9 protein-coding genes are annotated in these 14,146 nt (G+C 55.4%); 6 read left to right on the plus strand and 3 right to left on the minus strand.

The window, feature by feature from the left end; all coding sequences use genetic code 11:
* Window positions 1–41: 41 nt before the first annotated feature.
* Window positions 42–932 (minus strand): carbon-nitrogen hydrolase, encoded by an 891-nt coding sequence (locus SH573x_RS07820; protein ID WP_479353931.1) that lies wholly within the window; start codon window positions 930–932, stop codon window positions 42–44.
* Between SH573x_RS07820 and bioD the strand changes: the two genes are divergently transcribed.
* Both bioD and SH573x_RS07830 read left to right on the plus strand, forming a co-directional pair.
* Window positions 931–1,659: a dethiobiotin synthase gene (gene bioD / locus SH573x_RS07825; RefSeq protein ID WP_479353932.1), complete on the plus strand. Its 729-nt coding sequence runs from the start codon at window positions 931–933 to the stop codon at window positions 1,657–1,659. The genes SH573x_RS07820 and bioD overlap by 2 nt on opposite strands.
* A 60-nt stretch (window positions 1,660–1,719) precedes the next feature.
* Complete coding sequence (locus SH573x_RS07830; protein WP_479353934.1) at window positions 1,720–3,504, plus strand: tetratricopeptide repeat protein; 1,785 nt, start codon at window positions 1,720–1,722, stop codon at window positions 3,502–3,504.
* A gap of 296 nt (window positions 3,505–3,800) precedes the next feature.
* Here SH573x_RS07830 and mraZ read toward each other — a convergent pair whose 3' ends face one another.
* A complete protein-coding gene (gene mraZ, locus SH573x_RS07835; protein WP_479353936.1) occupies window positions 3,801–4,256 on the minus strand; it encodes a division/cell wall cluster transcriptional repressor MraZ in 456 nt (151 codons plus the stop codon).
* A 281-nt stretch (window positions 4,257–4,537) separates the two neighbouring features.
* Between mraZ and purM the strand changes: the two genes are divergently transcribed.
* The 3 genes from purM to SH573x_RS07850 all read left to right on the plus strand — a co-directional run bounded on the left by purM (window position 4,538) and on the right by SH573x_RS07850 (window position 7,555).
* On the plus strand, window positions 4,538–5,629 hold the full coding sequence (gene purM, locus SH573x_RS07840) for a phosphoribosylformylglycinamidine cyclo-ligase (RefSeq protein ID WP_479353938.1): 1,092 nt from the start codon (window positions 4,538–4,540) through the stop codon (window positions 5,627–5,629).
* A gap of 68 nt (window positions 5,630–5,697) precedes the next feature.
* The gene (gene upp, locus SH573x_RS07845; protein ID WP_479353940.1) at window positions 5,698–6,327 is read left to right on the plus strand and encodes a uracil phosphoribosyltransferase; all 630 of its coding nucleotides are present in this window, start codon (window positions 5,698–5,700) and stop codon (window positions 6,325–6,327) included.
* Between the two features lie 301 nt (window positions 6,328–6,628).
* Window positions 6,629–7,555 (plus strand): EamA family transporter, encoded by a 927-nt coding sequence (locus tag SH573x_RS07850; protein WP_479353942.1) that lies wholly within the window; start codon window positions 6,629–6,631, stop codon window positions 7,553–7,555.
* A 131-nt stretch (window positions 7,556–7,686) separates the two neighbouring features.
* Here SH573x_RS07850 and SH573x_RS07855 read toward each other — a convergent pair whose 3' ends face one another.
* Window positions 7,687–11,274, minus strand: a complete 3,588-nt coding sequence (locus tag SH573x_RS07855) for an isoleucine--tRNA ligase (protein WP_479353943.1) — start codon at window positions 11,272–11,274, stop codon at window positions 7,687–7,689.
* A gap of 851 nt (window positions 11,275–12,125) precedes the next feature.
* Here SH573x_RS07855 and SH573x_RS07860 point away from each other — a divergent pair.
* Window positions 12,126–14,132 carry a class I tRNA ligase family protein gene (locus SH573x_RS07860; protein WP_479353945.1) on the plus strand — a complete coding sequence of 669 codons (2,007 nt, stop codon included), beginning with the start codon at window positions 12,126–12,128 and terminating at the stop codon, window positions 14,130–14,132.
* Window positions 14,133–14,146 lie beyond the last annotated feature (14 nt).

Here is a 14,146-nt window from a genome sequence, read left to right on the forward strand (position 1 = left end):
AAGTTTGATTCCTCCAATCTCTGGCGAGATCGGCTACGGGGCTACGGGACATCGATATATCGTTGGGTGATTTCGCTGTAGGCATCGATGCGGCGGTCGCGCAGGAAGGGCCAATGGGTGCGCACGGAATCGATGAGCGAAAGATCGCAGGGTACGATGACGAGTTCTTCGTTTTCGTGGCTGGCGCGGTGCAGGATATTTCCGCCGGGATCAGCGACAAACGACGCGCCCCAGAACTGCAAGTTGCCTTCCAGTCCGACGCGATTGGCTGCGCCCACAAACACACCATTGGCGATGGCGTGGGCGCGCATAGCAGTTTCCCACGCAGCATGCTGAGCGGCACCCAGTTCCTCTTTTTCCGCCGGGTGCCAACCGATGGCGGTGGGATACAGCAAGATCTCTGCGCCACGTAAGCTAAACAGTCGAGCTGCTTCGGGATACCACTGATCCCAGCAGACGCCTACTCCTAACTTGCCGAAACGTGTCTTGGCAATCGTGAATCCCAAGTCGCCAGGCGTAAAGTAGAACTTTTCGTAATACAGTGGGTCATCGGGTATGTGCATCTTGCGATAGCGACCTGCCAGGCTACCGTCGACGTCGTAGGTGACGGCCGTGTTGTGATACAGACCCTGCGTGCGGCGTTCGAAGATCGAGCAGGTGACGACCACTTTGTGGCGAGCGGCGGCTTGCGAAAGTAGCTCGCTGGTCGGACCGGGGATCTCCTCAGCCCAATCAAAGCGTGCATAATCTTCGCTTTGGCATGGATAGTGAGTATTGAAGACTTCCTGCAGACAAACGATTTGCCCTCCACGCTCGGCAGCTTTGGCGATTCCGTCGAGAGCTTTTTCGATGTTCGTATGCTTGTCACCGGTGCAGCTCATCTGGACCAATGCCAACTGCACGGTCCGAGATTGAGAGTGAGATTGAGCCATGAGATTTCTCGATGAATGGTTGGCGGAAACTGATGGTCATGCTAACAAGTGCGCGGTTTCGGACAAGACGGCACTCATTGGTAGTTTACGAGGAATAACCGTCTTGGGTACGGATACCGATGTTGGCAAAAGCTATGTAGCGGAATTGATGATTCGACATTTGGTTGCACGTGGCCGGCTGGTGGGAGCTTACAAGCCGGTGGCCAGTGGCGTCGACGAGCGCAACTTGAGTGATGCCGAGCGTTTGCGAGTGGCCACGGGCCACGGGTGGCCGATCGAACGTGTGTGCCCACAATCGTACGCTACGCCGCTAGCCCCACCGATTGCTGCGGCTGGCCAAGGTGAGGTTGTCGATGATCGGCTGCTGCGCACGGGTGTCCAGTGGTGGCAGAACCAATGTGAAGTATTGATCGTAGAAGGAGCAGGCGGAGCCATGTCGCCGCTCAGCGATCGTTCCACGGTGCTCGACTTGGCGAGCGATTTGGGTTTTCCAGTGGTGTTGGTGGCCGCTCATCGGTTAGGCATGATGAACCACGTTTTGTTGACGCTTGAGGCGGTGAGGCACAGGAATTTGGCAGCTCTGGCACTGATCGTTAACCAAGTCCAGCCGCCTGCGGATAGCCCAGTAAAACTTGATCAATCGTTGGCCTGCCTTTTGCCCTTTTGTGGCAAAATCGACTGCTATCGCTTGGATTACGCTGGATCGACTTTGTCTCATGTTGGCTGATCGGCTAGTATTACCAGTTGCACGCGCATAAAAATTGTCGACCTGAGGGAGTAGATAAAGATGTTGAAATTCAAGTGGATCAGCACTTTCAGCCTGGCCTTGATGTTGGCCAGTTCGCCGCTGGCGGCCTGGGCCGATGATAAAGGGCAAGCCAAGCTGGATGAGGCTACGACGCTCAAATTGGAGGCTGACACTCCGGCCAAACTGGGCAAAGTGATCGAACTGTGCGAGCAGGCGATCAGCGAAGGCCTGGACGAAGAAAATCTGCAACTGGCCAAACAGTTTCTGGCCGCCTCCGCACTGCAGCGCGCGAAACTGCAAGTGCAGCAGCTACCCAAAGCCGCCCGCAATCCAGCTCAACTGCGACGACTCAAGAGCGATTTGTTGTCCGATATCAAGAAGGCTATCGAAAACGATCCGCTGTTAGCCGAAGCGGAAGTGTTGGCCGCCCAGATCTCGATGCTGCCGCAAGAAGATCCGATCGCCGCGATGGGGCACGTCAATAGAGCGATTGAATTGTTGAGGGACAGTCCCGTCGATCAATCGGCCGCTTACATGCTGCGGGCACGTTTGCAGAAGGATGACACCGACGCACAGCTGGAAGATCTGCGTCTGGCCACAGACGCCGATCCAACCAACATGTCTGCCTGGCAACTGCGCATCACTATGCAGTTGGGGCTAGGCAAACTAGATGAAGCCTACGCGGATATTCAAAAACTGCTCTCCAACGATAGTGATAACGAGTTCGGTGTGCAGGCGGCATTCGAAACACTGCTGAAGTTGAAGAAGTATGACGAACTGATTGCCCTGATCGATAAACAGATCGAAAGCTTGCCCAAAGAAGGTCGGTATTATCGTTTGCGAGCTACCGCGCGCATCGTACAGTCGGCTGAGAAAGGCGATAAAGAACTGCTCAAACAAGCGCGGCCTGATCTCGACAAGGCGATTGAACTGAATAGTCGCGATTCGCAGGCCTTGGTGTTGCGATCGCAAGTCTTGTTCGACTTGGGCGAACTGGATCAAGCCCGTCGCGATATTGGCGATGCCCTCCTGATCGACCCCAACGCGGTCGATGGCATCTTTATGCGGGCTGCGATTGCCGCTCGCGAAGATCGCTTCTCCGATGCCATTAGTGATATGGAAATGCTGGTCAGAGCGTTTCCGACCCGTGAAAGTTACGTGCGTCAATTGGCCAACTACTACCAACAAGATGGTCGTCCGCGGCTGGCCATTCGTTTGATGGATGAACTGCTCAAACGCAACAAGGATAGCTGGCGCAATTTGCGGATGCGCGGTGACGCGCGATTGAGCGTCGGTGAACATAGCGAAGCTATTCGCGACTATGAACAGGCCCTCGAGATAATCGACAAGGCCAAGAAAGAGGCCAAGCCTGCTAAGGAAGCCACCGAAGGCGACCAGCCCGCTGACTTGGCCGATGCGGCGGAAGATGAAGCCGAAGCAGAGACTGAGTTCAATGTGTCGACCGAAGAGCATGCCGGTTTGCTAAACAACTTGGCCTGGGTCTTGGCGACATCTCCCAAAGATGACATTCGCGACGGCAAGAAAGCCATTGAGTTGGCCACTAAAAGTTGCGAACTGACGGAATTCAAAGCGGCACACATTCTCAGTACCTTGGCGGCTGCTTATGCGGAATCCGGTAACTTTGAAAAGGCTCGCGAGTATGCGGGCAAGGCTGTAGAGGTTGGGTCGGCTGAAGAAAACGAACAGCTCGAACAGCTCAAGCAAGAGCTCGAGACCTACAAGCAAGACAAACCTTGGCGCGAAGAGCAGAAGACTGAGGAGAACAAGAAGCAGCGCGTCAAAGGCGATACGATCGAAACTTAATTGAGACTTGAGACTTTGAAACTCAAATCCGCTAAGACCAAGGCACGTCCGTGTGCCTTGGATTGGTCTCAGCAGGCCTCTGGCCGACCAAAGGTTAAGATAGTCGGCTAGTGGACTCCCAACCCGCCATCCATGCGGACCAGGTGGGTGAATTCCACGCACACGCCATATTCTGAAACGTGCACGTTTGTGGCTCATCAGCCCGTGGCCGTAGGCTGAATATGGAACTCACCCGTTTGTGCTGTCATCACTCTTCTATTGCTTCGCTCTCCTCGTTGGATGCGGCACCGGTGTGCTTAGGTTTGAGCCGGTGGCTGACCTAAAGCGGACTCGGCAAGTTTGTCGTACTTGGGTTGGTTGTCGTTGAGGTAAGCAGTCCAAGTTTCTGCGTCCCACAGTTCCATATGATCTCGCACGCCGAGCAGCACAACTTCGCTGGTCAGCTTGCCTAAGGCGGCGAGTTCCGGTGGAATTCGCAACCTGCCTTGCTTGTCGACCTCGGCCATCTGAGCTTGGGCGTAGAACAAGCGACTGAAGGATCGCAGGTCCTGCGCGGCTGGACTGCACGAGGCCATGCGTTGGCCTAAGGAATCAAAAACTTCTTGCGTGTAAATCGCTAACGAACCATCGGTCCCGGGAGCCAGGAAAAGCACTGTTTGCTCAGTGAAATTCAATGCATCTCGCAGTTGTTTGGGGATAGCCAACCGTAGCTTGTCGTCCAAAGTTCGGCGGTAACTACCCGTTAACAACATAGATCAAGTCATCGCTTCCCCACTGGCTACCACTTGGCCCCACAGAGCCCCAAAGATATCCAACAATTGGGCGTAGTCAACCTTTTTCACCCCCAGAATTTGCGTTGCCCCTGCCAGTAGCGAACGTAGGTGGCGTCTGTGTAGCCACTTCCGACGACAGAAGAATTTTTTTCAGGTGCCTCAAGGTGGTTAGGAACCCGGGGCTAACGCCCTCGGCTTAGTGGGACTATCACTAGCAATGCCGCCTGAACTCGGCATAATTGGGGCTCAAACACATCTGGATGCGTTTCCTGCAAGGCCAACCACCGGCGATGAGCCCAACCACCTACAAAGATAGCGGCGTCGATCTAGAGCTCTATGAACAGGCCATGCAGCGTTTGCCGCGGCTGATGCACCGGACGTTCAGCCCCCGCGTCGTGCCTAACGACGGGGGCTTTGCAGGCCTGTTTGCGCTCGATTTCAAATGCCCACTGTTCCAACGCAAGTACGAAGAGCCGATTCTGGTCTCCGGCACCGACGGCGTGGGCACCAAGTTGAAAGTCGCTCAGCGCCTCAGTCGCCACGATACCGTGGGTATCGACCTGGTCGCCATGTGCGTCAATGATGTGCTCTGCTGCGGCGCAGAACCTCTATTTTTCCTAGATTACGTAGCTATGAGCCGCGATAATCCGCCGCTGTTGGAACAGATCGTCGACGGGATCAGTCGCGGTTGTGTGCTGGCCGACTGCGCCCTGCTAGGTGGCGAGACTGCCATCATGCCCGATTTGTACGAAGGTGACGATTACGACCTGGCCGGCTTTTGCGTCGGCGTGGTCGAGAAGAAACATCTCATCAACGGTCAACAAATCACCGATGGCGATGTGGCCATTGCCATTGGTTCCTCAGGCTTTCATTCCAACGGTTTCAGCCTGGTGCGCAAGATCGTCTTTGATAAAGCCGGTTTGGCGGTCGAGCAAGTTGTAGATGAACTGGGCAAAAGTGTGGGCCAGGCATTGATGGAGCCGACCACGATCTACACCAGCGTGGTCCGCGCAGTTTTGGGGCACTACAAGGTCAAGAACGTCGTGCATGGCATTGCGCACATTACCGGCGGTGGTCTGCTGGAGAACACCGAACGGATCTTGCCCAAGAGCGTCGACTTGGTCTTCGACAAACAATCCTGGCAGATACCGGCTTTGTTTCAATGGCTACAGCAGCTTGGCGATGTGCCCGAAGACGAAATGTTTCATGTTTTCAATATGGGTGTCGGCCTGGTCTTTATCGTTAATCCCTATTACGCCAACACGGTCCACGAGATAGCGGCCAAGTTAAAATTGAGCTCGTGGGAAATCGGCCGTGTTGAGCGCGGCACAGGCAAGTCGCGCTGGAAGTAATACGCACGGTTGATATTGAACCTTGTATCCGATGGTTTGGGCGGGGGTTTAAGATTCTGGAGTCGAATGTGACAACTGCGGTCGAGCTGAGTCATCCGTTGGTGCAACATCATCTAACGATTCTGCGCGACGCCCGCACGCCGCCGCCCCTGTTTCGAGCTCAAACGCGGCGACTGGCCATGTTGTTGGCTGCGGCAGCCACCGCTGATTTGCCGCTCGAACCGCTAACCGTGGGCACGCCGATCTGCGATTACGAGGGGCGTCAACTGGCGGTGCGCATCGCGCTGGTGCCGATCCTGCGAGCCGGGCTGGGGCTGGTCGAACCCTTGCAAGATCTTTTACCCGAAGCGGAAGTGTGGCATTTGGGCATGTATCGCGACGAGCAAACGGCTCAGCCGGTCGAATACTACAGCAAGCTGAATCTTGGTCAGCCTACCGACGTAGGCATGGTGCTCGATCCGATGCTGGCCACCGGCGGCAGCGTGCTGTCGGCCATCGAAGCGCTCAAACGTTGGGGCTGTCCCGATATTCGCGTGCTCAGCGTTATCGCGTCGCGGCCTGGACTGGAACGCTTGTCGCGCGCACATCCAGACGTCAAAGTCTTTGTGTGTGCCGTCGACCCCGAACTAAACGATCGCAACTTCATCGTGCCCGGTTTGGGTGATGCCGGCGATCGCATTTTCAACACGGGCAGCTGAATTAGCTTCTTGGAGTGCGGTGCCCGAGGCACCGCTTTGATGTAAGCGTTGACGGTACCGCAGCCTGCACGGACAAGTGGTTAGTGAGCGACCAGTGGTTCGTTCAGGCTGCGGTGACGATTGGTTATTACTTCAAAGCGGAGGCTGTGCCTCCGCACTCCAAGGTACGCGTTGACTGTACCGCAGCCTGTACGGACTAATGGTTAGTTAACGACTAGTGGTTCGTTCAGGCTGCGGTGACGATTGGTTATTACATCAAAGCGGAGGCTGCGCCTCCGCACTCCAAAGGAGCATTAGTGGTTTGATCATTGCACTTTTGGTTGCTTGTCGCATCGCGGCGACAACTTGGGCTAATGTCGTTCAGAAGCGGCTGCTGGATCCGAGCAGCCATCAACCGCTGCAACTCTTTACGGTCGTGTGGGGATGGATGACTCTGCTGACGATTCCTTGGTGGTTGCCAACTCTCACCAAAGGCAGCGAGTTCTGGTTCTGGATGTTGTTAACTTGCGCACTAGAAGTTCCCGGTAACGTCTTGCTGCTCAGGTCGCTGCGCAGTACCGAGTTATCCATCTTTGGACCTTTGAGTAGTTCCAAACCGGCGATCAGTTTACTGTTAGCTTTCTTGATGTTTGCCGAGCTACCATCTCTCTTAGGTTTAGTAGGTGTCGTCGTAGTCTTAATCGGTTCCTTGATCTTGACCACCGAGCCGCGCGAATCAGATTCCGCTGCGCAAGCGATGCAACAACAAGTTCGACGCGCGGGGATTCGCGATCGACTTCTGGCCGTAGTTCTCACGGCAGCGGCTTCCGTGTTTCTCAAGCAAGCCCTGGTCGTGGGAACTCAGTGGGAAGTACTGGCCAGTTGGTGCATGCTCAGTTGGCTCTTGGCGGCTTTGTGGTCATTTACCGAGCATTTTTGGCTTTTTCGGCGCTCGAGTTCAACTCCGGCTGCCGAGGCTCAGCCTACCAGGTTGCGCGCGAGATTCACTTCCGAGCAGCGGACGCATGTGGCTGTCTTCATGGTGGCAGTAGCCATGCTAGTCATGCAAGGTTGTACGATCGCCTTGTTCGACCTAATGCCTGTGGGCTACGCGCTGGCATTATTCCAGATCGGCTCGGTGGTCAGTGTCTTCGTCGGCCATCGACTACTCGGCGAAGCTCACCTGGTGCGACGATTGATCGCGTCGATCGTCATGGTCGCTGGGGCGGTGTTGATTATTGTGGCGTGAGTTTATGCGGCTCGTATTCCTATCGCTCTACTCCTACTCCTACTCCTACTCCTACTCCTACTCCTTGCGAGAGTAGGAGTTTTTGCGGGCGGCGGTGTTGGCTGTGCCTTTCGCGGAGCGAAAGGAGACGATTAGGCTTTCGCGATCCAGACGTCTAGATGGCTCTCACCGACGAGCACGCGTTTGGCTTGTTCGCTGGTGGGTGTGGTGACGACGATGTCGTTGGCCAGTGTTTCAGTGACGATGTATTCGCGCCACTGCTCGATGCTCTTGGTCACCTCGGCTTCGGCATTGGCTACGTAGACGATGATCCGATCTTCGATTTGCAAGTCGGCATCTTTGCGTTGCTGTTGCACGTGACGCACGAAGTCGCGGGACATGCCTTCGCGCACCAGTTCCGGTGTTAGCTCAGTCGACAGCGCAACTTGAATGCCGGCGTTCTCGCCGTAGACCCAGCCAGGCGAATTGACGGCATCGACCAGCACATCGTCTAAACCCAATAGAATCGTTTGCCCATCGAGTTCGATGATCACGCTGCCGCCGCTGCGGAGCGGTGCCATTTGATGCGAAGTGGCCTTCTGAATAAATTCGCGGATAGGCCCGGACAGCTTGCCATACTTCTGACCGAGCGACTTGATGTTCGGTTTGTAGTTATAGGTCACCAGGTCGCTGAGCGTCGCTGCGCTGGACAGCGTCTTCACGTTCAGCTCGTCCAAGATCACATCGCGCAGGCTTTCGATGGCTCCGGCGCTGGCGCCTTGACCGCTGACGGCAAAACGAATTTCGGCCAACGGTTGACGCACGCGCAGACTGTTGTCGACGCGCAGTTTGTGACCGAGCCGCACGACATGCTGCGCAGCCAGCATACGCTGGTTCAGTTGTGGATCGAGCAGCGCTGTGTCAACTTCGGGATAGTCGCACAGATGCACGCTTTCCGGCAGGCCCGCCCGCACGGCTGGAAAACTGCGAGCCAAATTCTGATACATGCGTTCGGTCAAAAACGGAATGCACGGCGCCATAACTTTGGTCAAGGTCAGCAGCGTGGTATACAGCGTTTGATACGCGGCCAACTTGTCAGTGTCGCTGGCATCGCGCGAGCGCCAGAAGCGGCGGCGATTGCGGCGAATGTACCAGTTCGATAGATCGTCGATAAACTCGGCGCAGGCCGTGCACATTTCGGCGGCATGGAAATCGTTCAATCGATCGCGAGAGGTTTGTACAAGCTCTTGCAAGCGCGACAGCATCCAACGATCGATCTCCGGTCGATCCGCCACCGGTACCTGGTCCGTAGTAGGGTCAAAGCCATCGGCTACTGCATAATTGACGAAGAACGCATACGAATTCCACAGTGGAATCAGGATCTGGCGACGAATGTCATCGGCAGGTTGGCTGGTCACCAGGCAGATCGCTTCGCCTTCTTGTGTCTTCTCCATGGGACCATCGACGGTTTGGACCGTCACGGGTTTGGTTTTGTCGCGCATGCCAAAGCGCAAGTCACTGCCGGGCGATTGAGCCAGGAACATCCAGCGCATCGTATCGACGCCCAACTGTTCGGCGGCTTCTTCGAACCAGATGGCAGTGCCATCGGATTTGTGCATGGCTTGGCCGCTTTCATCCATCACCAGGCGGTGGCCTAGCAGTGTCTTAAACGGTGGCGAGTTATCCATCATGGTGGCCATTGCCAACAAGGCATAGAACCAGTTGCGGAACTGACCGGGAAAACACTCGGTAACGAACTCGGCCGGATACCACTCTTGCCAGGCATCGCGAATGGTTAAATACTGCAGCGTCGAAAAGGGCACAATGCCCGCATCCAACCACGGGTTACCTACGTCGGGCACGCGCTGCATCAAGCGTCCGGTCTTGGGATTGCGGATCTTTACCTGGTCGATCCAAGGTCGGTGCGGAGAGTTATCACCAAACTCTTGCCAGCCTTCGACCGCCCGCTCTTTCAGCTCGGCCAGCGAACCGATTACTTCGAAATCATACTGCGGCTTACCGTTTTCTTCGTACTCTTCAAACCAGATTGGCAGAGCCAGTCCCCAGAAGCGTTTCTTGGAGATCATCCAATCGCTCATGTTGCTCAGCCAGTCGAGCTCGCGCTGCTGGCCATCCATGTTGGCAGGCAGCCAACGAATCTGCCGCACAACTTCTTTGATCTCGTCGCGCCAGTCCATATCGATGAACCATTCATCGACCAGTCGAAAGACTAGTTCGTCACCTGTGCGCCAACAGTGCGGATAGATGTGCGGGTAATCTTCGACGGCTACTAAAAAGCCATTGGTTTTCAAGTGTTCAAAGACTTTGTCGACCGTCGTCTTGTCGGTGGCCCGCAGACCAGTGAAATCATCAAAGCCTGGCAAGAAGCGACCATCGGGACCCAGCGGCGCGATCGGTACGATGCCTTGAGCCTGGCCGAGATGATAGTCGATGTCGCCGCAACCGGGCGCGATGTGTACGATGCCTGTACCTTCGCCGGCCACCACGTTGGGATTGCCTTTGGAGTCGCGACCTCCGTCGATAACTCGGTGGCACTCGACAGCCGACTTGGTGGCCGCTGAACCGCGAATGATGCCGCTAGGGTAACCACCCGCTAACTGTTGCGCAGGCAGATGATCGAATGGCCCGATGTACTCGAGACCGACAAGTTCTTTGCCCAGCACGGAGCCTTCCAGTTCGTAGCCGCCCTGCTCTTTGAACAGCTGCGCAATGTTTTTCAGTTTGCCGATCCCCTTGGGCCATTCCCATTCAGGCCGTCCGAAGCCTTGTTTGAATTCAGTAGCCAACCGTTGATACTCGAGGTTTTCCTCGGCGAAGTAGTAGAGGGCTCCGTCGCGTTTGCTGCGCAGGCGTACATACTTCAGATCTGGATTGACCGCTGCAGCCACGTTGCTGGTTAGCGTCCAAGGCGTTGTGGTCCAGACCAACAAATACTCTTTGTCGCGGCCTTTGAGTGGAAATCGCACGAAGACCGATTTATGAACGGTCAGGCGTCGACCATCGGCCACTTCCATCTGACTGTAGGCCGAACCGGCTCGGCCCGACCAAGGCATGACATCGAAGCCGCGATAGATCTTGCCGCGCTGGTGGCACTTCTTGAGAAAGCTCCAGATGGTTTCGTTGTTCTGGGTCGAGAATGTAAAGTAGCTGCCGCCCCACTCGGCGTTACCTAGTCGCGCGACCAATTCGTGAGCTTTACCGCTGACGGTCTCGCCGGCGGGAGTTTTCAAGGTTGCGGTTTCTTGCGTCCCGAGTTTTTCAGCTAGGCCGCGGAGCCCATCGGGATGATCCCAGTCCATCCAGTACCCCAGCCGAATGGATTGTTCGGTCTGGCGAGCGGCATATTTCAGCACGCGTTTCTTGCATTCGTTGGAGAAGTGGTCGATGCCGAACGCTTCGATACGACTCTTTTCGCCCAGGCCCAGCTGCTTTTCGACTTCGACTTCGACCCATAGACCTTGGCAATCGAAACCGTTCTGATAGCGCAGATCATGGCCCGTCATGGCCCTAAAGCGTTGAAATAAGTCTTTGTAAGTGCGTCCCCAAGCATGATGGACGCCCATGGGATTGTTGGCCGTGATCGGGCCATCCATAAAGCTCCACTTGGTTTTGCCACGGTTCTTCTGACGCAGCTGGTCGAAAATGCGGTTTTGATTCCAGAATTGCAGAACCGTGTGTTCGCCTTGGACAAAAGCGGAATCGCCAACTCGCTCGAACATGAAACCGTTTCCTCAGCCACCGGGAAATGGGGCGTTTAGTGCTCAAAATGGTAAATCGTCAGGCGTTTAATCGTATCGTCCCGTAGTCGGACCCGCCAGTGTTCCTCCTCCGTCGTTTAACCCGTAGCCGCCAGGCGAGGTGCACCCTCTAACCCAAGCCTGCGTTCACCTGAGCATTTGCGTGCTTAATGCAGAGACTTTCACGTGGAAATCAACTCCTTCGATTGCCTCGCCTGGCGGCTACGGGTTAAACGATCACGGCGAGGTGCACCCTCTAACCCAAGCCTGCGTTCACCTGAGCATTTGCGTGCTTAATGCAGAGACTTTCACGTGGAAATCAACTCCTTCGATTGCCTCGCCTGGCGGCTACGGGTTAAACGATCACGGCGAGGTGCACCCTCTAACCCAAGCCTGCGTTCACCTGAGCATTTGCGTGCTTAATGCAGAGACTTTCACGTGGAAATCAAGTCCGTCGATCGCCTCGCCTGGCGGCTACGGGTTAAACGATCACGGCGAGACGCACCCTCTAACCGAAGTCTGCGTTTACCTGAGCATTTGCGTGCTTAATGCAGAGACTTTCACGCGGAAATCAACTCCTTCGATTGCCTCGCCTGGCGGCTACGGGTTAAACGATCACGGCGAGGTGCACCCTCTAACCGAAGTCTGCGTTTACCTGAGCATTTGTGTGCTTATTCCAGAGACTTCGCACTGCGTATGCGCTCCTTCGATCGCCTCGCCTGGCGGCTACGGGTTAAACGAGTTGCTCCGCGAGCACCCGTGCCGCTTGGGCTATGATTCGTTACAATTACGCCGCTAGCAATCTGTGCAGACACTTGGACTAAAGGAGCGGTATGTCGCACGTTTCAGGACCTCGCATCGTTACGAACACTAATCGACCCCAGTTTCCTAAGCGAGCGGTCGTGACCGGGGGAATGCCCTACGGCAACAAGGATTTGCACTTTGGGCATGTGGGCGGAGTCTTCATTCACGCCGATGCCTATGCGCGCTTTCTGAGCGATCGTATCGGACCGGAGAATGTCATTTTCGTCTCGGGTACCGACTGCTTTGGTTCACCCATCGTGGCCGACTTTGCTAACAAGCTCGCCAAGGGCGAGGTCTCCGGCACGTTGATCGAGTTTGTCGAGTCGAATCATCAGCGACAGAAAGAGACACTGGGTGCGTACGATATCGGTCTGACCACGTTCGCGGCTTCGGCCCTTGAGCCCTATCATGCCATCCATCGCGAGTTGGGTGCCGAGATCCTCGAAACATTGCATGCCAACGGCTGGCTGGAAAAGCTGACCACATCGCAGTTCTACGATGCGAAAAGAGAAACGTTCTTAAACGGCCGCCAGGTTCAAGGACGCTGTCCAATCGAAGGCTGTCAGAGCGACAAAGGCTACGCCGATGAATGTTCTCTGGGGCATCAATACGAACCCAGCGAACTGATCAATCCCATCAGCGTACTAACTGGTGACAAGCCCGAGATGCGCGATGTGACCAATTGGTATCTGTCGGTTGAATCATTTCGCCAACCGCTGCAAGAGTGGCTCGGGCGTTTGAATGCCTCGCAAGCCTGGCGCGAGTTTGCGATTCGCGAAGTGCTCGAATACTTCGGCTTGCCAGCGATCTTCATCAAGCGCGATGAACTTGAAAAAGTAGACGAAGAAGCTCTGCTGAGACAACTGCCGCCCTTTGAGCGCGAAGCCAGCAAGAGCAAGTCGGACAAGTTCGTCTTCAAATCCTTGGCCGAGCGCGATAAGGCTCGCGAGGTTCTGGGTAAACACAATGTGCGTTATCGAGCGGGCCGTACGCTGGTGCCATTTCGCTTGACCGGTAACCTCGATTGGGGTTTGGCTGCGCCTGAGATCGATGGCCTGCAAGGACTCACGTTTTGGGTTTGGCCCGAATCGTTGTGGGCTCCCATATCATTCACGGCGGCGGTACTGCAAAGCCGCGGTCAGCCCACGAGCGACTGGAAACTGTGGTGGTGCTCCAAAGACGCACAAGTTAATCAGTTCATCGGTGAAGATAATTTGCTGTTCTATGGGCTGGCGGAAATGGCCATGTTCTTAGGTATGCAAGGTCGCCAGGTCGCCTCCGATCCACCAGAAGGCCAGCTGCAACTGCCCAAGATCATCGCCAATCACCACTTGCTGTTCCTGGATAAGAAGGCTAGTAGCAGTGGCCAGGTCAAGCCGCCTACCGCCCGCGAACTACTGCAGTGGTATACGTCGGATCAACTGCGCATGCACTTCCTGAGCCTCGGCCTGGGGCTCAAACCAGTTAGCTTCCGACCAAAACCGCTCGATCCGAAAGCTACACCCTCCAGTGCCGATCCCGTTCTCAAAGACGGTAACATTCTTAGCAACTCGCTAAACAAAGCAGTTCGGTCATGCTTCTACACAGTCCAGAAATTCTGTGATTCGCAGTTCCCCGTCGGTAAAGTTAGCGAAGACATCATCGAGAATTCAGAGAAGCTGATCCTGTCTTTCGAACGCTTGTTTGCCAACCAAGAGTTCCATACCGCCATCGAAGAAGTGGGCGCGTATATACGCGATATCAATAAACTCTGGACCGAACAGAAACCGTATGCTGACGATTGTCCAAGCGAGAAACGCCAGCAAGCATTAGTCGATGCGTTTCACATGGTGCGCGTAGCCATTACGCTGTTACATCCAGTCGCTCCCACCGGTACAGAAAAGGTACGCCAGCAGTTAGGCGCCGGTCCCGAACTGTGGAGTTGGCAGCGCATCTTCGAAGGCCTCGACACGTTCTTGCCTGCAAATCATCGCTTCGCCCATCTGCCGGAGCGCAGCGATTTCTTTGACAAGACCGAATATCAAATCAATACGTAAGTAACCGTAAAGAC

This window comes from Rania fehmarnensis (assembly GCF_056494185.1).

Bases quoted from the DNA above. Each gene is read 5' to 3' on its own strand.
- SH573x_RS07860 (WP_479353945.1), top strand. From the start codon at position 12,126: ATGTCGCACGTTTCAGGACCTCGCATCGTTACGAACACTAATCGACCC.
- SH573x_RS07820 (WP_479353931.1), bottom strand. From the start codon at position 932: ATGGCTCAATCTCACTCTCAATCTCGGACCGTGCAGTTGGCATTGGTC.
- mraZ (WP_479353936.1), bottom strand. From the start codon at position 4,256: ATGTTGTTAACGGGTAGTTACCGCCGAACTTTGGACGACAAGCTACGG.
- bioD (WP_479353932.1), top strand. From the start codon at position 931: ATGAGATTTCTCGATGAATGGTTGGCGGAAACTGATGGTCATGCTAAC.
- SH573x_RS07830 (WP_479353934.1), top strand. From the start codon at position 1,720: ATGTTGAAATTCAAGTGGATCAGCACTTTCAGCCTGGCCTTGATGTTG.
- purM (WP_479353938.1), top strand. From the start codon at position 4,538: ATGCGTTTCCTGCAAGGCCAACCACCGGCGATGAGCCCAACCACCTAC.
- SH573x_RS07855 (WP_479353943.1), bottom strand. From the start codon at position 11,274: ATGTTCGAGCGAGTTGGCGATTCCGCTTTTGTCCAAGGCGAACACACG.